General features: G+C 71.6%; 17 protein-coding genes. 5 read left to right on the top strand and 12 right to left on the bottom strand.

Features of this window, described 5'->3' with window-relative positions:
- Positions 1-17: 17 nt before the first annotated feature.
- Positions 18-1,403, top strand: a complete 1,386-nt coding sequence (locus ACIBVN_RS19330; RefSeq protein WP_397138084.1) for a GH1 family beta-glucosidase — start codon at positions 18-20, stop codon at positions 1,401-1,403.
- On the opposite strand, the gene ACIBVN_RS19325 is transcribed toward ACIBVN_RS19330, so the two are convergent.
- The 6 genes from ACIBVN_RS19325 to ACIBVN_RS19300 all read right to left on the bottom strand — a co-directional run bounded on the left by ACIBVN_RS19325 (position 1,400) and on the right by ACIBVN_RS19300 (position 7,034).
- Entirely contained in the window at positions 1,400-2,230 is an 831-nt protein-coding gene (locus ACIBVN_RS19325) for an SAM-dependent methyltransferase (protein ID WP_397138082.1), read from the bottom strand. The genes ACIBVN_RS19330 and ACIBVN_RS19325 overlap by 4 nt on opposite strands.
- A 94-nt stretch (positions 2,231-2,324) precedes the next feature.
- Complete coding sequence (locus ACIBVN_RS19320) at positions 2,325-2,975, bottom strand: nitroreductase family protein (RefSeq protein WP_397138080.1); 651 nt, start codon at positions 2,973-2,975, stop codon at positions 2,325-2,327.
- A gap of 12 nt (positions 2,976-2,987) precedes the next feature.
- Entirely contained in the window at positions 2,988-3,983 is a 996-nt protein-coding gene (locus ACIBVN_RS19315) for a LacI family DNA-binding transcriptional regulator (protein ID WP_397138078.1), read from the bottom strand.
- Positions 3,980-4,837, bottom strand: coding sequence for a carbohydrate ABC transporter permease (locus ACIBVN_RS19310; protein ID WP_397138076.1), 858 nt, complete (start codon positions 4,835-4,837; stop codon positions 3,980-3,982). The genes ACIBVN_RS19315 and ACIBVN_RS19310 overlap by 4 nt, the downstream gene beginning before the upstream one ends.
- Entirely contained in the window at positions 4,837-5,721 is an 885-nt protein-coding gene (locus ACIBVN_RS19305) for a carbohydrate ABC transporter permease (protein ID WP_397138074.1), read from the bottom strand. The genes ACIBVN_RS19310 and ACIBVN_RS19305 overlap by 1 nt, the downstream gene beginning before the upstream one ends.
- Entirely contained in the window at positions 5,718-7,034 is a 1,317-nt protein-coding gene (locus ACIBVN_RS19300) for an ABC transporter substrate-binding protein (protein WP_397138072.1), read from the bottom strand. Before ACIBVN_RS19300 ends, ACIBVN_RS19305 begins: the two co-directional genes overlap by 4 nt.
- Before the next feature lie 176 nt (positions 7,035-7,210).
- Between ACIBVN_RS19300 and ACIBVN_RS19295 the strand changes: the two genes are divergently transcribed.
- Complete coding sequence (locus tag ACIBVN_RS19295; protein ID WP_397138070.1) at positions 7,211-9,202, top strand: beta-galactosidase; 1,992 nt, start codon at positions 7,211-7,213, stop codon at positions 9,200-9,202.
- A gap of 51 nt (positions 9,203-9,253) precedes the next feature.
- On the opposite strand, the gene ACIBVN_RS19290 is transcribed toward ACIBVN_RS19295, so the two are convergent.
- The gene (locus tag ACIBVN_RS19290; protein ID WP_397138068.1) at positions 9,254-10,267 is read right to left on the bottom strand and encodes a hypothetical protein; all 1,014 of its coding nucleotides are present in this window, start codon (positions 10,265-10,267) and stop codon (positions 9,254-9,256) included.
- A 297-nt stretch (positions 10,268-10,564) separates the two neighbouring features.
- Between ACIBVN_RS19290 and ACIBVN_RS19285 the strand changes: the two genes are divergently transcribed.
- Entirely contained in the window at positions 10,565-11,392 is an 828-nt protein-coding gene (locus ACIBVN_RS19285; RefSeq protein WP_397138066.1) for an SAM-dependent methyltransferase, read from the top strand.
- A 19-nt stretch (positions 11,393-11,411) separates the two neighbouring features.
- On the opposite strand, the gene ACIBVN_RS19280 is transcribed toward ACIBVN_RS19285, so the two are convergent.
- From ACIBVN_RS19280 to ACIBVN_RS19260, 5 genes are all read right to left on the bottom strand, one after another.
- Positions 11,412-11,786 (bottom strand): YchJ family protein, encoded by a 375-nt coding sequence (locus tag ACIBVN_RS19280; RefSeq protein WP_397138065.1) that lies wholly within the window; start codon positions 11,784-11,786, stop codon positions 11,412-11,414.
- Positions 11,787-11,791: 5 nt separating this feature from the next.
- On the bottom strand, positions 11,792-12,631 hold the full coding sequence (locus ACIBVN_RS19275) for an NAD-dependent protein deacetylase (RefSeq protein ID WP_397138063.1): 840 nt from the start codon (positions 12,629-12,631) through the stop codon (positions 11,792-11,794).
- A 52-nt stretch (positions 12,632-12,683) separates the two neighbouring features.
- Positions 12,684-14,453 carry an ABC transporter ATP-binding protein gene (locus ACIBVN_RS19270; protein ID WP_397138061.1) on the bottom strand — a complete coding sequence of 590 codons (1,770 nt, stop codon included), beginning with the start codon at positions 14,451-14,453 and terminating at the stop codon, positions 12,684-12,686.
- Positions 14,450-16,189 (bottom strand): ABC transporter ATP-binding protein, encoded by a 1,740-nt coding sequence (locus ACIBVN_RS19265; RefSeq protein WP_397138059.1) that lies wholly within the window; start codon positions 16,187-16,189, stop codon positions 14,450-14,452. Before ACIBVN_RS19265 ends, ACIBVN_RS19270 begins: the two co-directional genes overlap by 4 nt.
- A gap of 194 nt (positions 16,190-16,383) precedes the next feature.
- Positions 16,384-17,808: a hypothetical protein gene (locus ACIBVN_RS19260; protein WP_397138057.1), complete on the bottom strand. Its 1,425-nt coding sequence runs from the start codon at positions 17,806-17,808 to the stop codon at positions 16,384-16,386.
- Between the two features lie 230 nt (positions 17,809-18,038).
- Between ACIBVN_RS19260 and ACIBVN_RS19255 the strand changes: the two genes are divergently transcribed.
- Positions 18,039-19,163: a PP2C family protein-serine/threonine phosphatase gene (locus ACIBVN_RS19255; RefSeq protein WP_397138055.1), complete on the top strand. Its 1,125-nt coding sequence runs from the start codon at positions 18,039-18,041 to the stop codon at positions 19,161-19,163.
- Between the two features lie 57 nt (positions 19,164-19,220).
- On the top strand, positions 19,221-20,384 hold the full coding sequence (locus ACIBVN_RS19250) for a pyridoxal phosphate-dependent aminotransferase (RefSeq protein ID WP_397138053.1): 1,164 nt from the start codon (positions 19,221-19,223) through the stop codon (positions 20,382-20,384).
- Positions 20,385-20,390: the final 6 nt, after the last annotated feature.

Genomic DNA, 20,390 nt, shown 5'->3' with positions numbered 1-20,390 from the left:
GATTTGTAAGGAGCACCATGCCCACCTTCCCCGAGAACTTCCTGTGGGGCACCGCCACCGCCGCCTACCAGGTGGAGGGCGCCTGGAACGAGGACGGCCGCGGCCCGTCGATCTGGGACACCTTCTCCCACACGCCGGGACTGGTGGCGGGCGGCGACACCGGCGACGTGGCCTGCGACCACTACCACCGGCTGGAGGAGGACCTGGACATCCTGGCCGCCCTGGGCGTGGGCGCGTACCGGTTCTCCGTCTCCTGGCCGCGCGTCCGCCCGAACGGCACGGCCAACCGGCCGGGGCTGGACTTCTACGAGCGGCTGGTGGACGGGCTGCTCGCCCGCGGGATCGCCCCCGTCGCCACCCTCTACCACTGGGACCTGCCGCAGGAGCTGGAGGACGCGGGCGGCTGGCCCAACCGCGACACCGCCTACCGCTTCGCCGAGTACGCGGCTCTCATGGGCGAGACGATCGGCGACCGCGTCCGCACCTGGATCACCCTGAACGAGCCGTGGTGCTCGGCCTACCTCGGCTACGCCTCCGGCGTGCACGCCCCCGGACGGACCGAGCCCGCCGCCGCGCTGGCCGCCGTGCACCACCTGAACCTCGGTCACGGCCTGGCCGTCCAGGCCCTGCGCGCGGTCGCCGCCCCGACCGCCCAGATGTCGGTCACGCTCAACCTGCACCACGTGCGCGGCATGTCCGAGCAGGACGCCGACGCGGTGCGGCGCGTGGACGCGGTGGCCAACCGGGCCTTCCTCGGCCCCATGCTCGAGGGCGCCTACCCGCGCGACCTCATCGCCGACACCGCGTCGGTGACCGACTGGTCGTTCGTGCGCGACGGCGACGAGGCCACCGCGGGCCAGCCGCTGGACGTGCTGGGGGTCAACTACTACAACCCCACGCTGGTACGCCAGTGGGACGGGACCTCCGACCGGGCGACCGCCGACGGGCACCAGGACGGGGCCGCGTCACCGTGGATCGCGTGCGAGGACGTCGAGTTCGTCCAGCAGCCGGGGCCGTACACCGAGATGGGCTGGAACATCGACGAGACCGGCCTGACCGAGCTGCTCCTGCGGCTGCACCGCGACTACCCCGCCATGCCCACCATGATCACCGAGAACGGCGCCGCGTTCGCCGACGTCGTGACGCCCGACGGGCGGATCCACGACGAGCGGCGCGTCGACTACCTGCGCCGGCACCTGACCGCCGTGGCCGAGGCCATCTCGGCCGGGGTGGACGTGCGCGGCTACTTCCTCTGGTCGCTCATGGACAACTTCGAGTGGGCGCACGGGTACGCCAAGCGGTTCGGCATCATCCGCGTGGAGCCGGGCACGCTCGAGCGCACCTGGAAGGACAGCGCCCACTGGTATCGCGACGTGGTCGCCTCCGGCAAGCTGCCCGGCTAGGGTTTGCGGCCCACGCCCCCGACGAAGGTGTGGTACGTGATGCCCGGCGTGGCGCGGTCGTCCGGGCCCGGGCGCCACTCGGGCAGCGGCACCAGGCCGGGCTCCAGCAGTTCGAGGCCGTCGAAATAGGCGAGGATCTCCTTGCGGGTGCGCCACCGGCCGGTGCCGAGGTGCTCGTTGAAGATCCTCTCCGCCTCGTACGCCTGCGCCGACACCTCGGGGTGGGCGTCGCCGGGGTTGTGGAAGTGTGAGATCACCACGTGGCTGCCCGCGGCGAGCGGCGCCACGAGCCTGGCCAGGATGCCGGCCGGATCCTCGTCGTCGGCCAGGTGGTGCAGGATCCCGAACATCAGCAGCCCGACCGGCTTGTCGAAGTCGATCAGGGAGCGCGTCTTCCGGTCGTCGAGGATCTTCTCCGGCTCGCGGGCGTCGGCCTCGACGATCGTGGTGGACGCGTCCACGGCCAACAAGGCGCGGCCGTGCACGAGCACGATCGGGTCGTGGTCCACGTAGACGACCCTCGACTGCGGGGCGACCGCCTGGGCGATCTCGTGCACGTTGCCCTGCGTCGGCAGGCCCGAGCCGATGTCCAGGAACTGGCGGATGCCCGCCTCCGCCGTCAGGTGGTGGACCGTGCGCCGCAGGAACTCCCGGTTGGCCCTGCCCGCCTCCGGCGCGTCGGGCGCGATCTTCAGCACGGCCGCGGCCACCTGGCGGTCGATCTCATAGTTGTCCTTGCCGCCGAGCATGTAGTCGTAGACGCGGGAGACACTGGGCTTGGTCGTGTCGATCCCGCGAGGCGCGCGCTCCTGCTCGTTCTGGGGCACTGTCGGCTCCTCGGTCAGGTGAATAGGCCCATGATCCTCATTCGCATCCCCGATTTACACGGACATTTCATCATGCGGGATGCGGGCTGTGCGCCTACCAGCGATCAACGTGCAGCACCTCGTCGAGCGGCTGCCGCCGCGCGGGCTTGAACGTCTCGCCGAGGTAGTGGGCGGTCGGGATGAGCACGCCCTGGCGGACGTCGTCCGGGATGCCGAGCAGCTCGGCGATCTCGCTCTCGTACGCCAGGTGCAGCGTCGTCCACGCCGTGCCGAGCCCGCGAGCCCGGGCGGCGAGCATGTAGCTCCAGGCGGCGGGCAGCAACGACCCCCACAGCCCTGCCTGACTGCCTTCCGGCAGCCCGCCGCCCGGCAGCGTGATGCAGCCGATCACCAGCACCGGCACGTCGCCCATGTGCTCGCCCAGGTAGGCGGAGCTGTCCGAGACCCGCTGCTGCTGCGCCGCCCTGACCTGGTCGTCCTGGAACAGCGATGCGGCGGAGGCGCCGGACTCGTAATAGGTCCGCAGCGAGCGGCCGTAGTAGTCGCCGATCGCCCTGCGCAGCTCGGGGTCGGTGACCACGAGCCAGTGCCAGCCCTGCCGGTTGCCGCCGGTGGGCGCCTGGAGGGCGACCTCCAAGCACTCGCGCACCAGGTCCATGGACACGGGGCGGGTGAGGTCGAGGCGCTTGCGCACGCTGCGGGTGGTGGTGAGCAGCTCGTCCGGGCTCAGTTCGTTGATCGCCATAGGGACATGAGATCAGGTGGATTCGCGGATCACCAGCTCCGTGGGCAGTATCACCGGGTCCACGTGCTCCGCGCCGTCGATGAGCGCGAGCAGCAGGCGTACCGTCGCCTGCGCCACCTCCGCCAGCGGCTGGCGGATCGTGGTCAGCGGCGGGTGCGTCGAGAGCGCCACCGACGAGTCGTCGAAGCCGCCCACCGCCACGTCCTCCGGCACCCTGCGTCCCGCGGCGCGCAGGGCGGCCAGGGCGCCGGCGGCCATCAGGTCGGAGGCCACGAAGACGGCGTCGATGTCCGGCGTGCGGGCGAGCAGCTCGGTCATCGCGCGCTCGCCGCTGGCCTGCGTCCAGTCCCCGTGCGCGATCAGCTTCTTGGTCGCCTTGCGGCCCAGCACGTCGGCGAAGCCCTCGAGGCGCTGGATGCCGCCGGGCGTGTCCATCGGGCCGGTGATCATGGCGATGCGCTTGCGGCCCTGGCCCACGAAGTACTCGGTCATCTGGCGGCCGCCCAGGCGCTCGTCGGCGGCGGCGTGCGGGATGACGCTCTCGCGGCCGATGACCGCGCCGCAGGAGACCGCGGGCGGTCCCGACTGCAGGGCGTCGATGAACGGGTCGCCGGCGTGCGTCGACATCAGCAGCACTCCGTCGGCGTGTCCGCCGCGGACGTAGCGGACCACGCGCTCGCGGTCGCCCTCGTCGCCCGCCAGCATCATCACCAGCGACATGTCCCGCTCGGCCAGCATCCTGATGGCGACCCGGATGGTGGTGCTGTAGTTGGGGTCCTCGAACAGCTTCTCGTGCGGCTCCGACAGCACCATCACGACCGAGCCCGTGCGCTGGGTGACGAGGCTGCGTGCGGCCCGGTTGACCACGTAGCCGGTCTCGGAGATGGCCCGCTCGATGGCCACGCGCGCCGCCGGGCTGACGTACTTGTCGCCGTTGAGGAGCCGGGACACCGTGCCGCGGGACACGCCCGCGGCGGCGGCGACGTCGTGGATCGTGGGGCGCTTCATTTCACAGCTCCGGAGGAAAGATCGGTCTTCCAGTATCGCTGCATGGTGAGGAAGAGCGCGATCAAGGGAATGAGCGACAGGAACGCTCCGGTGAGGATCAGGTTGTAGAGGGAGGGCTGGTTGGCCCCGGACTGCAGCAGCGTGAAGAGGCCGACCGTGAGGGGGAACTTGCCGTCGTCGCCGAGCATGATGAACGGCAGCAGGAAGTTGTTCCAGATCGCCACGAACTGGAACAGGAAGATCGTCACCATGCCGGGCACCATCAGCGGCACCGCCACCCGGTACATCAGCCGCCACTCGCTCGCCCCGTCGATCCGCCCCGCCTCCAGCAGCGAGTCGGGGATGGCCGCGGTGGCGTAGATGCGGGCCAGATAGATGCTGTACGGGTGCAGGATCTGCGGCAGCAGGACGGCCCAGTAGGTGTCGGCCAGCCCGACCTTGGTGAAGAGCAGGTACTGCGGGATCGCCAGCACCACGGCGGGCACGAGGATGCCGCCGATGAGCAGGTTGAAGATCAGGTTGCGGCCGGGGAAGCGGAACTTCGCCAGCGCGTACCCCGAGATCGCCGAGACCGCGGTCGACAGCAGCGCGCCGCCGCCCGCGTAGATCAGCGTGTTGGCCGCCCAGAGCCAGAACACCCCGTCCCGGTAGGCGAACAGCTGGGTCACGTTGTCGACGAAGCCGGTGCCGAAGGCGAGCGTCGAGGTGCTGAACAGCTCACCCGGCGACTTGGTCGCCGCGATGAACACCCAGAGCACCGGGAACAGGCAGTAGATCGCGCCGAGCAGGAGCAGCCCGGTCGGCGCCACTCCCCACGGCGTGCGCCCGACCGACCTGCGGTGTGCGGTGGCCATCAACCCTCCCCGAAGGCGCGGTTGCGGACCACGCGCAGGAACCCGAACGACAGGACGAGCGAGATCGCCGCGATGACGATCGAGGTGGCGGCGGCCGAGTACAGGTCGCCGGTGACGAACGCGTCGCGGTAGACCTTCATGAGCGGGCTCCACGTGGAGCTGATCGTGTTGCTCAGCGGCCGCAGCGTGGTGGGCTCGGTGAACACCTGGACCGTCGCGATGATCGAGAACACGGTGGTGAGGATGATCGCCGGAGTCAGGATCGGGATCTTCACGCGTACCGCGATCTGGAGTTCGGAGGCGCCGTCCAGCCGCGCGGCCTCGTACAGGTCGCGCGGGATGGCGCGGAGCGTCGTGTAGAGCACGAGCATGTTGAAGCCGACGCCGCCCCACACCGCCACGTTCGCCATGGAGTACGTGACGGTGCTCGCCCCGAGGAAGTCGATGTCCAGGACGTCCCTGATGGGGCTGAGCGAGGGCAGGTAGAGGAAGCCCCACAGCAGCGTGGCGGCCACGCCCGGCACCGCGTACGGCAGGAAGATCGCGATTCGCGAGAACCTGGCCAGCCGCACCCGCGCCGAGTCCAGCAGCAGTGCGAACAGCAGCGCCAGCCCGAGCATCACGACCAGCACCAGCGCGCCGTAGCCGAGCACGCGCAGCCACCCGTTCCACAGCTCCGGGTCGGACAGGGCGGCGGAGAAGTTGTCGAAGCCGACGAAGACCTCCTTCCGCGCGCCCCTGCCCAGCCCGAGCCCGGACACCTTGGTCCGCCGCATCGCCAGCCAGACCGTGTAGCCGATGGGCACGGCCAGGAAGACCGTGAACAGCACGATCGCGGGGGTCAGGAACAGGTACGGCCACGCCCCCCTCGCGGACTGCTTCATGAGGCGATCTGGAAGCCGGACTTACGCATGTCGGCGACCGTGGCGTCCTGCATGGCCTGCACCGCGTCGGAGAACGACGTCTTGTTCTGCACAGCCTTGTCGAAGTTGTCCTTGAAGGCGTTGTACGTCACGCCGATGTTCGGGCCGAAGGTGAAGCCGCGCGCGACGGCTGAGACGGCGGCGGCCTGCTGCCAGAAGTCGGGCTGGTTGGCGAAGTAGTCGGGCGCCTGGCCGAGCGACGACTGGGCCTTGGTGGCGGCCGGGTAGATCGCGGCCTCCTTGACCAGCAGGTCCAGGGCCGCGGGGTCGGTGTTGAGCCAGGTGGCGAACTGCACGGCGGCGGCCTTGTTGGGCGTCTTGGCGGACACGGCCGTGGACGAACCGCCCCAGAAGCCGCTGAAGCTCTCGCCCGCGTTCCACTGCGGGAGCGGGGCGACGGCCCACTTGCCCTTGGCCTTGGGCGCGTTGGTCGCCAGCACGCCCGGCGCCCAGATCGCCGACGGCCAGGTCAGCAGCTTGCCGTCGTTGAGGGCCTTGTTCCACTCGGGGGTGAAGTACGGCATGTCGTCGATGACGCCCTCCTTGACCAGGCCGCCCCAGTAGTCGGCGACCTTCCTGGTGGGCTCGTCGGCGACGTTGACCTTCCACGACTCGCCGCTGATCGACCACCACTGCGCACCGGCCTGCTGCGCCAGGCCCGTGAACGCTCCCGGATCCTTGCTGGAGAACGTGCCGAGGTAGGCCTTCGGGTCCTTCTTGCGCAGGGCTCGCGCGGCGTCGGCGTACTCCTGCCAGGTCTTGGGGACCGCGAGGCCGTGCTTGTCGAACAGGTCCTTGCGGTAGAAGAGCATCATCGGGCCGCTGTCCTGCGGGATCCCGTACACGCCCTCCGTGCCCAGCGTGACCAGGCTCCACAGGCCCTGGGAGAACTCGCCCTTGGCCGAGGCGGTCTCGGCCTTGAGGTCGGCCACCGCGTCGGCGGCCACGAACGACGGGAGGTGCTGGTACTCGGCCTGCACCAGGTCCGGCGGGTTGCCCGCCTTGGCCGCGGTGAGGAACTTGGCCGAGGCGTCGTCACCCCCCGCCTGCTTGCTGACTGTGACCTGGATGTCCGGGTGCGCCTGGTTCCAGACCGCGGCGATCTTGTCCATGTTGGGGGCCCAGGTCCAGTACGTCAGCTTGACCGGTCCCTTCGCGGCGGCCGTGGGGCTCTGCGCCGCCTCGGTGCTCTCGGCGGGTTCGCCGGACCCGCAGCTCGCGAGGGTGGCCGTCAGGACGACGGCCAGGGCGGCTCCAAGGCGGTTGGCGCGCATGCGTACCTCCAGAAGGTTCTGTGAACGTGCACAGACTGAAACACCCATGAAACGCACGTCAAGGGGCGTTATGGTCTCGTTAATCAGCCGCTCTCGGGCGAGGTCAGCCGTGGCTTCCGGTGGATGCCGGGTGCACGCTACTGTGCACGTTCACAGAGCTTCTTCAAGGGGGATGGATGTACCCGGAGCGTCCTGCCGGTATCGCCTTTGGCGGCGACTACAACCCGGAGCAGTGGCCACGCGAGGTCCTGGAGGAGGACGTGGCCCTCATGCGCGAGGCCGGGGTGAACCTGGTCAGCCTGGGCATGTTCTCCTGGGCCCTGATGGAGCCCGCGGAGGGGCGCTACGAGTTCGGCTGGCTGGACGAGATCGTGGACCGGCTGCACGCGGCCGGGGTCGCGGTGGACCTGGCCACGCCGACCGCGGCTCCGCCCGCGTGGTTCATCCGGAGACATCCCGACGTGCTGCCGGTGACCAGGGAGGGGACGCGGATCGGGTTCGGCGGCAGGCAGAGCGCCTGCTCCAGCGCCCCGGCCTTCCGCGAGGCGACCGCGCGGCTGGTGCGCGCGCTGGGCGAGCACTACCGCGGGCATCCGGCCGTGGTCATGTGGCACGTGCACAACGAATACGGGGCGCCGCTCGGCGAGTGCTACTGCGAACACAGCGTGGCGGCCTGGCGCGAATGGCTCCGCACCCGATATCGCGATATTTCAGCATTGAACGCCGCCTGGGGCGCCACGTTCTGGGGCCAGACCTACACCGACTGGGCGGAGATCGACGCGCCCCGCGCCAACCACACGGTCGTCAACCCGGCGCAGCGCCTCGACTACGCCCGCTTCAGCGACGGCCAGCACCGCGAGCACTACGCGCTCCAGCGCGACATCCTGCGCGAGCTCACCCCCGGCATCCCCGTGACCACGAACTTCGCGGGCACCGTGAACTGCAAGTCCGCCGACCTGTGGCAGTGGGCCCGCGAGCTGGACGTGATCGCCAACGACCACTACCTGAAGGCCGAGCGGCCGGACAACCACATCGACCTGGCCATGTCCGCCGACCTCGCCCGCTCGGTGGCGGGCGGCGCGCCGTGGATGCTCATGGAACACTCGGCGGGCGCGGTGAACTGGCAGCCGCGCAACATCGCCAAACGGCCCGGCGAGATGCGCCGCAACAGCCTCGCGCACGTGGCCCGCGGCTCCGACAGCGTGCTGTTCTTCCAGTTCAGGGCCTCGCGCTTCGGGGCCGAGAAGTTCCACTCGGGGATGGTGCCGCACGCGGGGACCGGCTCCGAGCAGTGGCGCGAGGTGGTCCGGCTGGGCGCCGACCTGCGCAAGCTCGCCGACCTTCAGGGGAGCCGGGTGCGGGCCGAGGTCGCGGTGGTCTGGGACTGGGAGTCGTACTGGGCGCTGGAGCTGGACTGGCGGCCCTCGGTCGATCTGACGTTCAGGGAACGGGTGGACGCCTTTTACGAGGCGCTGTGGCGGGAGCACGTGACGGTGGACTTCGTCCACCCTTCCGCCGATATTTCGGGATATCGGGTGGTGGTGGCGCCCAGCTCGTACCTGCTGACCGAGGCGTCCGCCAAGAACCTCCACCGGTACGTGGAGGCGGGCGGCACGCTACTCGTGTCGTACTTCTCCGGCATCGTGGACGAGTGCGACACCATCCACCCGGGCGCCCACCCGGGCGCGCTGCGCGAGCTGCTGGGACTGTCGATCGAGGAGTTCCATCCGCTGCGCGAGCACGAGACGGTGGCGCTGACCGGCGGCGACGGCGGCGGCACGGCCCGCGTCTGGTCCGAGCGGGTCCGCCCGGCCGGCGCGGTCGCCGTACGCGACTTCGCCACGGGACCCGACGCGGGGCACCCCGCCTTCACCCGCCACGACCTCGGCGCGGGCACCGCCTGGTACCTCGCCACCGCCCCGGTGGAGGGCCTGCGTGAGCTGCTCGGGCAGGTGCTCGACCACGCGAACGTGTCCCGGCCCCGCGGCCTGCCCGACACCCTGGAGCTGGTCCGCCGGGGCGATCACGTCTTCCTGATCAACCACGGCGACGAGCCGGTGACGGTCGAGGGGGTGAGCGGGACGAGCGTGTTCGACGGCGTACGACACGAGGGGCCGGTCACCGTCGCGCCCGGCGCGGTCACGGTCATCGCGGCAGAGCCTCGGTGAAAAGCGAGCGGCCGGGGCGATGCCCCGGCCGCTCAAGATGTCCGCCCGCGCTCAGCAGGAGTGATGGTTGGCCCGCCGGACCGCGCACGCCGGGCGGTGCCCAGCGGACCGCGCGACCGTCGGCTTCTCGCGGTTGACCTTCGTGGTGATCTTGGTCTCCGCCGTCCTGGGCTTCGCCGACACGGTCGACGGCTTGTTCGTGGAAGTCTTCGTCAGCACGACCGTCTGGGCCGGCGCGGCGGGCTTGACCGCCGCGACAGGCTTGGCCGGCACAGCCGGCTTGACCAGCACGACAGGCTTCGCCGGCGCAGCCGGCTGGGCGGGGACGGCGGGCTTGGCCGGCGTGCCCGCCGACTTGCCTTCGCCCGCGGTGACCGACGGCACACAGTGCTCGTCGGCGACGGCCGGCTTGGCCGGCTCAGCCGGAATGGCTGGCTTGGCCGGGGCGATCGGCTTGGCCGGCGCGATCGGCTTGGCCGGCGCGATCGGCTTGATCGGGGCGATCGGCTTGACCGCCACGACCGGCTTGGCCGGGATCGCGGACTTGGCCGGTTCCGTGTCGATCGCCGGCGCCGCGGGCTCGATCGCGACGCTGCTCGTCTGGGTGGCGAACTCGTCGTCCACGGCGGGCGCGTCGACGGCCGCGCACGTGTCGCACGCGCCGCACGCGTCGGCCGTGCTGGACAGGCCACATCCGGCAGCGGACGCGGGCTCCGGGGCCGGGGCTGACTCGGCCGACGGGAAGGCGCACAGGACTTCGGTGCTGCACGCGCTTCCCGTCGCGTAGCCGGCGTCCGTGTCGTACATGCCGTATCCGGAGTAGGCGCCGGACTTCTGCCCGAAGACGTCGCCACACCCCTCCACCTTCATGAGCGCGAACCCGTTCAGCAGCAGGGAGTCGCGGCTCGGGCAGGGGCTGACCTGGAACCAGGAACGGTCGCCGGAGGGACGAGCGCCGCTGATCGTTTGCTGCTGTACGAACCCGAGCCCGTACACCTGGGTGAAGGCGGTCGCCTCCGGGGGTGGCTCGGTGGGCGCGGCAGCGGCGGGCGTCGCCAGTGCCACGGACATGAGCATGAACGGCAGAGCGGTAGCGGCTACCGCCGTGTGCCGTGAGCGCAATATTTGCATAGGCACACGAGTAGCGCCCGCGATCACCCCGAGGGGAGGGCGACACCCCTTCCCAGACGCCAACCGGAATGGATCTTGTCCTTTCCTTGGTGTCCGGCCCGGTTCGCCGGGCGCTGCCTTGACAGATTTTCCTGACCGAAATTTACGACTAATGAGGAAATCTGATCAGCCACTCAGTATGATCGCTGTCAGCCACCTCAGCGGCACAGTGCGTACCCGAAGGAGCCGCCCATGGCCGACCGCCGGCAGAAGCGTGCGCCCCGGGAAGTCGACACCTCCAGACCCAGCACCTCCCGCGTCTACGGCTTCATGCTCGGCGGCAAGGACAACTACGAGGCGGACCGCCGGCTGGCGCTGCGCGTGCTCGAGATCATGCCCGACGCCCCGCAGGCGGCGCTGGCGAACAGGGAGTTCCTCACCCGGGTGGTCCGGTTCCTGGCGGCGCAGGCGGGCGTCAGGCAGTTCCTGGACATCGGCGTGGGCCTGCCCGCACAGGACAACGTGCACGAGGTCGCCCGGTCCGCCGCCCCCGGCTCGAGGGTCGTCTACGTCGACCACGACCCGATCGTGCTGGTCCACGGCCGCGCGCTGCTGGCCGTGGACGACCGCACGGCGATCGTCGAGGGCGACGCCAGGGAGCCGGAGGCGATCATCGACGATCCGGAGACCAGGCGCCTCATCGACCTCGGCGAGCCCGTCGGGCTGCTGATGCTCGGCGTCCTGCACCACCTGGCCGACCACGAGGACCCGTCCGGGATCGTGGCCCGCCTGATGGAACGCCTCCCGTCCGGCAGTTACCTGGCCGTCTCCCACTTCCACAATCCCGCGGACCATGCTGAGGCGTCCGGCCAGGCGTACGCGGCCGAGAAGCTCTTCCACGAGAGCCTCGGGACGGGCCGGTGGCGCACGCGTGCGGAGATCCTCGCGTGTTTCGACGGCCTGGAGCTGCTGGAGCCGGGCCTGGTGCCGCTGCCGGAATGGCGGCCGGGCGCCGGCGACCGCGCCAAGCCCGGCCTCGCCCATCACACCGTGCTCGGCGGCGTCGCCCGCAAGCCGTGACGGCAGGCGACCGGGAAGGTCACATCGCGCCCGAGTAGACCCAGCGCCCCTCGAAACGCACGAAACGGCTGTTCTCCTCCAGCTCGCCGGGGCGCCCGCGGTCGACGTAGTGGGCGCGGAAGCGGACCGTGCCCTCGGTGTGCACGACGCTGCCGCCGGTCGTCTCCAGCACCTCCAGGCGTACCCAGCGCACCTTCCTGTCGAGGTCGACTGAGGCGGGCCGCGCGGCGGGGTGCCAGGTCCGCAGCAGGTAGGCCGCGTCGCCCACCCCGAACGCGCTGAACCTCGACCGCATGAGCTGCTCGGCGGTGGCGGCGGCCGCCGCGCCCCGGTGGAGCCTGCCGCAGCAGTCCTGGTAGGAGGCGGGCAGGCCGCACGGACATGTACGAGGCATGCGCCCTATTGTGCCGCGAGCCGGCCGGTGAGCCGCGCGGCGAGGTCGGTCAGCGTCGCGCCGAGCGGGGCGTCCAGGGTGAGACAGGCGTCGGCGTCGCCGCCGGTCGGGCCCTGGTTGACGATGGCGATCGGGATGCCGAGCACGGCGGCCTTGGTGACGAACCGCAGCCCCGACTTGACCGTCAACGACGACCCCAGCACCAGCAGCGTCCGCGCCCCCGCCACCACGGCGAAGCACTCGTCCACGCGGGGGCGGGGGACGTTCTCGCCGAAGAAGACCACGTCGGGTTTGAGCAGCCCGCCGCACGCCGCGCAGTCGACCAGCTTGAACCCGGCGACCTGCTCGTCGGTGAGCACGGCGTCGCCGTCGGGATTGATCCGGCCGCTGGCCTCCCAGCCGGGGTTGGCGGCGCGCAGCCGCCGCTCCAGCTCGGCGCGGGGCGTGCGCTCCCGGCATGACAGACAGACGACCCGGTCGAGCCCGCCGTGCAGCTCGATCACCCGCCGGGCCCCGGCCGCCTGGTGCAGGCCGTCGACGTTCTGGGTGACGATGCCGGCGATCAGCCCGCGCCGCTCCAGCTCGGCCACGGCCCGGTGGCCGGCGTTGGGCCGGGCCTGGCCGATCTGCCGCCAGCCGACGTGGCTGCGCGCCCAGTATCGCTGCCGGGCCTGCGCGCTGCCGACGAAGCGCTGGTACGTCATCGGCTCCGCGCGCCGGGCCCGGCCCGTCGGCCCCCGGTAGTCGGGAATGCCGGACTCGGTGGACAGGCCTGCCCCGCTGAGCACGGCCACGCCTCCCCCTGCGACCAGCTCGGCCAGTCGTGTCACTGTCACAGATTCCATGGTGCCCGATCTAGGAACCTGCCCGTCCCCCGGCCCTGCGTGCCCGCGCGGCTCACTTCAGCCGGCCGCCCGTCCGCTCCTCGGCCTCGGCGATGCGTTCCGCGCTCCACAGCCGCCGCATCTCGGGGCAGCTCTCCAGCAGCTCGTCGAGCCGGCCGCGCCCGGCGAGGCGGCCGCGGTCGAGGACGACGATCTGGTCGGCGCGTTCGAGCGCGGCCTGCCGGTGGGAGACGACGAGCAGGGTGCCGTGACCGGCGATCCTGTCCCACAGGAGCCGCTCGGTCTCGCCGTCGAGCGCGGACGACAGGTCGTCCACGACGAGCAGGTCCGGGTCGCGTACCAGCGCGCGGGCCGCGGTGGCCCGCTGCACCTGGCCGCCGGACAGCCGCACGCCGCGCGGCCCGACCACCGTGTCGAGCCCGTCGGGCATCGCGGCCAGGTCCGGCTCGAACGCCGCCCGTTCCAGCGCCCGCCCGATGTCGCCGTCGGTCGCGGGCAGGCCGAGCAGCAGGTTCTCCCGCAGGGTCGCGGAGAACAGCCTCGGGACCTGGCTCGCGTACGCCGCCCGGCTCGGGACGAGGAACGTGCCCGGATCGCCGATGGGCGTGCCGTTCCACGAGATCACGCCCTCCTCCAGCGGGATCAGGCCGAGCAGGGCGCGGACCAGGGTGGTCTTGCCCGAGCCGACCGCGCCGGTGACGACCGTGAACGAGCCGCGCTCGACACGCAGGTCGATCCCCCGCACTCCGCGCGCGCTCAGCCCGCGCACTTCCAGAACCCGCAGCGGGTCCTCGTGCCGCGGCACCCGGGAGACGGCCGGCGGGTCGCCGCGCAGCCAGACGTCCGCGCCCCGCGACAGGTCGCCGGCGCTCTCGTGTGGCGCCATGAGCCGGGTGAGCCGCTCCGTGGCGACCGCGGCCTGCGGCAGGCGGTAGAGAACCGTGCCGATCGTCCGGGGCAGCGCCGTCAGCCAGCCGATGTAGCTGGTGAACAGCGCGAGATCGCCCACCGTGAACTCGCCGCCGCGCATCGCGGGCGCGGCAAGGAGCAGCACGAGCCCGATGCTGAGCTCCACGGTGGTGCCCGTGGCGGCGTCCAGCAGGTCGGTGGCCAGTCGGTCCTTGACGGCGGCGGCGCGCCGCCGCCGGTTGTGCTCGCGCAGCCGCTCCAGCGCCGCCACCTCCGCTCCCGCGGTCTTGATCGCGAGCACGCCGCCGAAGATCTCGCCCACGTACGCCGTGACGGCCGCGCCGAGCGTCCTGGCCCGCTGGTGCAGCCGCGCGATGGCCTGCCGCATGACCCGGCTCAGCACGCCGATCGCGACCATCGGCAGGACCAGCACCAGCGTGATCACGGGATCGACATGGGCCATGATCGTCAGCGCGGCGGCGGCGAAGAGCGTCGTGCCGGCCAGGCTGACGCTCTCGTCGGTGAAGTCGACCGCGTCGGCCACGTCGTCCCGCAGCCGGGCGAGCGACTCGCCGGACGAATGCGGCAGCCGCGCCGCCGCCGGGCCGCGCGAGGTGAGGAGGGAGCGCAGCACGTTGGCCCGCAGGAGGGTGGCCGCGGCGGCCCACCAGTAGACGCCGTACGTCCACGCGATGACGATCATCAGCCCCCGTGCGACCTCCACGCCCACGAACGCCGCGCACAACCACAGCGCCCAGCCGAGGTCGCCGTGGAGCCCGTCGAAGATCCGTTGCAGGACGAGCCCGCCCGCGAGCGGGATGACGTGGACCGGCAGCCACAGCAGGGCGCCGACGAGGTAACGGCGGAAGTCGAACGTGGCCAGCCGGGTGGCCACCAGCATCACCGGCTTCACCGGCTCACCCCCGCCAGGTCGAGCAGGCGCCCGAACCTGCTGCCGGGGTCGGCGGCGAGGTCGGCGCGGCGGCCGTACTCGACGACCTTGCCCTGGTCGAGTACGGCGATCTTGTCCACGCGCGAGAGCGAGGACAGGCGGTGCGCGATGATCACGCCGGTCCTGCCCCGGAGCAGGCGGTCGATGCTTGCCTCGATGCGGCGTTCGGTGGCCGGGTCGAGCCTGCTGGAGGCCTCGTCCAGCACGACGAGCCCGGGGTCGGCCAGGAACGCGCGGGCGAACGCGATGAGCTGCGCCTCACCCGCCGACACGCCCGTCAAGCGGGTGCCGAGCCCGTCGGGCAGCGTGGCCAGCCAGTCGCCGAGCCCGACGCCGTGGAGCACCTCGCGCAGCACGTCGTCCCCCGGCGAGGGCCGGAAGAGCGTCAGGTTGTCCCGCAGGCTCGCGTCGAAGAGCTGCACGTCCTGGGTGACCGCGCAGATCCGCCGTCTGAGTGAGGCCGGGTCCGCCTCGCGCAGGTCCAGCCCGCCGGCCCGCACGACGCCCTCTGCCGGGTCGTACAGGCGCAGCACCAGGCGGGCGAGCGTGGTCTTGCCGCTCCCCGTGCGCCCCACCACTCCGAGCGTCTCGCCGGGGGCCAGCGTGAGGGTGACGCCGGACAGCACCTGCTCGTCGTCGTCCGGATAGGCGAAGCCGACGCCGTCCAGGCGCAGGCCGAGCGGGCCTTGCTCCGGCAGCGGGCGGGTGCCCTCGGGCAGCGTGCGCCGCTCGGCCAGCAGGGCGCCGATGCGGGCGAGGCCGGCCAGCGCCGCCTGGTACTGCCTGATCTGGTCGATGAGCCGCTCGAACGGCGTCCGTACCATCAGCGTGTACTGGAAGATCAGCACGGCGGTGCCGATCGTGAGCGTGCCCGACTTCAGGGTCCAGGCGGCGAGGCCGAGCATGATGGCGGTGCCTGCCGCGAACGCCACCGACGTGCCGGCCAGCAGCGTGGTCCCGACGCGCGCGTCCTTGACCTCGGCGCGGAAGAGGGCGGCGCTGACCTGGTGGAAGCGGCGCACGGTGTGCTCGCCGGCGCCGTTGGCCCTGAGGTCCTCGGCGCCGGCCAGCCGCTCCTCGAGCATGCCGAACAGCTTGGCGCTCGCCGCTCGCGACCGGGCCGCGGCGGGCACGGCCAGCCGCTGCGCGCGGGCCATCCCGAACCCGATGAGCAGGCAGTACGCCAGCAGCGCGCAGCCGATGCGCCAGTCGACGCCGAACACGATGACCAGCACCCCGGCCAGGAGCAGCACGCTGGCCACGACGTCCATGAGGAACGCGACGACGAAGTCGGCCACGGCCACCACGTCGCCGTCCACGCGCTCGATCATCTCGCCGGGCGTGTGCCGGCCGTGGAAGGCCAGGTCCAGGCCGAGCGCGTGCTGCGCGAGGCGCTCGCGCAGGCGGTTGGTGCCGTCCCAGGCGAGGCGGCTGGCCAGCCACGCGGTGACCATCCTGGCGGCCTGGCCCGCGACGGCGAGCGCGAGGTAGCCGAGGGCGCTCAGAGTCAGGTGTCTGGTGCTCGCTCCGGCGATGGCGTCGTCGACGAAGCGGCGGGTGATCTGGGGCGCCGCCAGCGGCAGGGCGGTGGCGGCGGCGATGGCCGCGACGAGCGCGGCGGCGGGGCGGGGGCCTGGGCGCAGCAGGCGCAGGACGGAGGTGCTATGCGGTGGAATGCCCTGGTCGAACGGTCTCAAGAAGCGTCATGCCCTTTGGATAGGAGGTGTCTCTGCGCTGGGTGGACATGAGCGCTGTCCGCATGGCGGGACCTCCTCCATCGATGGGCTGCTGCAGGGAGTACAGCAGCCCGTCGTGGGCCGGGGCAAACCATTTTCGGGCTCCGGCGGGCGGCCCGGTCTGCGTCAGGGGGCCCGCGGGCGCCGGGAGCGGCTCACCCGCGCCCCATGAGCACTCCCGCCCTGGCCGGCCCCGCGGTCAGCTCCGTGCGGGCGCGCTCGGGCAGGCCGTCGAGGGCGTGCGGGACGTCGGCCGCCGGCCGGGAGACGGGCGCGCAGGCGGGAGCGGTCCCCGGGACGGCGACTGAACAGGCGGCGAGCCGGCCGGCCGGCAGCCCCGGGAGCCGCCGCAGCCATTCTCTGATCATGGCCGTGACCTCGTACGCCCGCATGGTGTCCGGCGCGTCGAACTCGATCCACCTGGCCAGGTCGTTCCCGGCGGCCGGCGGGAAGCGCACGCTCTGCCCGGCCCACTGCGAGCGGATCGCCATCCGGTACGGCCGCAGCCCGGCGAGCCGGACCCCGCCCGCGCCCTCCGCCAGCAGCTCCACGGACTCCCCGACGACGCCCGCGGCCATGCCCGGCGCGCCGAGCACCAGCTCGCACGTCACCGGCACGCCGGGCGGGATCCCGGCCAGCAGCCGCCGCAGGTCGACGGTCACGCCGTTCAGCCCGGTCACGGCGGCCAGGAAGTCGATCCGCGTCACGATGATCGTCAGGCCGCGGCAGCGGGCCAGCGCGTCCCGGGAGAACGCGGCCGCCCTCGTCGCGTCCAGCCGGCCGGCCCACGGCCCGCTCGCGGGAGGGGGGTACGCCCCGGTCACCCAGCGCACACGCTTCCCCGGCTGGGTGTCCGGGGCGTCGCACAAGCGCGCCTCCTCGGCGGGCGCGGCATCCGGGCAATGCCGCGGGCGCACCCGCTCGGTCGGCGCGGTGTCGTGGCGATGCCGCGGGCGCACCCGCTCGGTCGGCGCGGCGTCGTACCACAGGGGGCGGATGACCCGCTCCGGCGACCAGGCCAGCAGCTCGGCCCCGGCCAGCTCGGGCACGCGCCGCAGCGCCGCGCCCTGCTCGGCCACCAGCCGCCCGCACAACGTCACCCATGCCGCTCCCAAGACGCCCACCAGCGCGAACGCCGCGGGAAGCTGCCGGAGGCCGTCAACCACGACGTGCGCCCGCCGCCCCCTCGCCGCGTCCATGGCCAGCTCGAGCTCGGGACGGAACAGCTCGCACCGCCCGGCCGCCCCGAGCACGTCCCTGCTGCTCTGCATGCTCCCCTCGGCCAGCTCCAGGTCGTCGATGCCGAGCCGGACGGCGGGGTCGGCGGCCAGCCGCAGCGCCGTGCCCACCGCTCTGAGGTGGGCGTCGTCGAACGCCTTGCGCTCCAGGACGGCCGCCGCCGCCAGCTCGGGCAGCGCGGCGAGCGGCCCGCCGTCGAGCCGCTGCGCGGCGGCCGTGAGACGGGAGGGGTCGGCGAGGCGTTCGACGATCCGTTCGTTGAGGTCGAGCACCTCGGCCCCGGAGGGTGGAACGACCTCGGTGGTGAAGTCGGTGAGCGGCGGTACGACGATCAGCTCCATCAGCGGCACTCCCCCGGCACGAATAATGGAATTAACGCGCAGCACGCTTGACTTCAAATGCTTACAAGATCTTTTTTGCTTGTCAATGAGATCTAGATGAGAAATAAAAAGTCCATCTTCATCCCCTATCGTCCCTGCACAGAGCCCATGCAGCCGTCACCTCACGATTTCTCCCAGCCACTCCAGAAAAGGGTCGTTACGCTTTTCCCCGGCGGGGGGATGAAGGACTCGTGACGGAAGGCGGGAGATGCGAAGGGCCCTATCTCTCCACGCCCGTTTTCGCCGCCGGGCTGGTCGTCATCACCGCGACGGTGGCCGCGCTGGACGTCTTTACGGGGACGGCGGTGCGGCTGTTCCCGCTGCTGATCTTCCTCCCCGCGATCGTCGCCGGGCTGGGCACAGTGCGGCAGACGGTCCTCGCGTCGGTGTGGGTGGTCCTGACGGCGGCCGGGATCACCACCTACCTGGGCGGCGAACTGGACGACAACCTGCTGGCGGGCGCATTCACCGCCGTGTTCGGGGCGCTGGCCGTGATCGGCTGCCGCTACCGCGTGCGGCGCGAGGAGGAGGTGCGCCGGCTGCGCTCGGCGGCCTCCGTGCTGCAGCGGCTGATCGTGCGCCCGCTGCCACTGGGCACCGCCGACGTGGTCGTCGACGGCCTCTACCAGCCGGTGCAGGAGGAGCCGATGGTGGGCGGCGACATGTACGAGGTCGCCGTCTCCCCGCGCGGCACCCGGGTGCTCATCGCCGACGTGCAGGGCAAGGGGCTGCCCGCGATCGGGACCGCGCTGGCGGTGCTGGGGTCGTTCAGGGAGGCCGCCTACCGCGAGGAGACCCTGAACGGCGTCGTCGAAGCGCTGGAGAACTCCGTGGTCAGACAGAACACGTTCGCCGCCACCACCGGGGAGCCGGAGCGCCTGGTCACCGCCCTGCTGCTCGACATCGGCACGGGGCTGGAGGCCGAAGCGGTGGACTGCGGGCACATCGCCCCCTACATGATCCACGGCGGCGTCGCGCGGCAGGTGAACCTCGGGGAGCCGTCCGTGCCGCTCGGCGTGGCCGCGCTGACCACGGAGCCGCGGACCAGCACGCGGTTCGTGTTCCCGCCGGGCGCGACGCTGGTGCTGTGCACCGACGGCGTCACCGAGGCCCGCGACCCCGCGGGCGAGTTCTACCCGCTGGCCGAGCGCCTGCGCGCGTGGGCGCCCGACCCGCCCTGCAGGCTCGCCCAGGCGCTCGGCGCCGACGTGCGGGCCTTCACCGGGACGGACCCGCGCGACGACATCGCGATCGTCACCTTGCGCAGGCGGCAGGCGCGGGACGACGGGCCGCGGGACACCCGTACAACATCATGAACCGGCCTCTGCGACGGCGCGTACCTACACACATCGGACATGTTCCATGGAGGTGTCGTGGAGCTCAGCCTCTTGCGGGCACAGGCGCACAGCCCGTCGTACTTCTCACTGATGCGCGCCTCGTCGGGAGAGCGCGCACCGGTCGACTTCTGCATTCCGTGTAACCCATACTTTCCGACTCCGGACATATTTGAGCATCTCGGGAGAAACCTGGAGACGATCCTCAAGTTCTATCCGAGCGACGCGGGCACGATCACCGAGGAGCTCTGCGCCACGCTCGGGCTCAACCCCAAGACGGTCGCCATGGGCAACGGGTCGACCGAGCTGATCACCTGGATCGACCACCTGCTGGTGCGCGAGAGCCTGGCGGTGCCCATCCCCACCTTCGGCCGCTGGACCGACCAGCCGCTGGAGACGGGCAAGCGGGTGGACATGTACCCGTTGCTGGAGAGCCGCAACTTCGCGCTGGACGTGAGCGACTATGTCTCGTTCATCCGGATGCGCGGCTCCCGGGTGGCGGTGATCTGCAACCCCAACAACCCCGACGGCGGCTACCTGCCCAAGCACGAGGTCCTGCGCCTGCTCGACGAGCTGATCGACCTAGACCTGGTGATCGTCGACGAGTCGTTCGGCGACTTCGTGGACGCCGAGCCGTACCCGGGGCTGGCGGCGGAGGCGGCGGTCCGGCCGAACGTGATCGTGCTGCGCAGCCTGGGCAAGAACTTCGGCCTGCACGGCATCCGCTTCGGCTACCTGGTCGCCAACCCGGCGCTGGCCGCCCGCGTGCGCGACGCCCTGCCCAAGTGGAACCTGAACTCGTTCGCCGAGGTCGTGGTGTTCATGATGCGGCAGTTCATGGCCGAGTACCAGGACAGCCTCAGGCGGGTCAGCCACGACAGGCGGGCCATGTTCCAGCAGCTCAGCACCATGCCGGGGCTGTCGGTGTTCGCCTCGCAGGGCAACTTCCTGCTGATCAAGCTGCCGCCCGGGTACGACGGGGTGCCGCTGCGCGACCACCTGCTCACCGAGCACGGCGTGTACGTCCGCGAGTGCGGCAACAAGCTGGGCACGACGAGCCAGTTCATCCGCCTGGTCGTGCGGCCGCAGGACGACGTGCGGCGGCTGCTCATCGGCATGACGCAGTTCCTGTACTCGGGCAGTCTCCACGAGATCCCCGTGATCGGACTGCACCATCGGCACGTCAATCCCCTGTCGGCCTGAATTTGC

Origin of the sequence: Nonomuraea sp. NPDC049400 (assembly GCF_044466425.1) — a bacterium.
Taxonomy (GTDB): Bacteria; Actinomycetota; Actinomycetes; order Streptosporangiales; family Streptosporangiaceae; genus Nonomuraea.
This window is presented reverse-complemented; position numbering and strand designations above follow the sequence as displayed.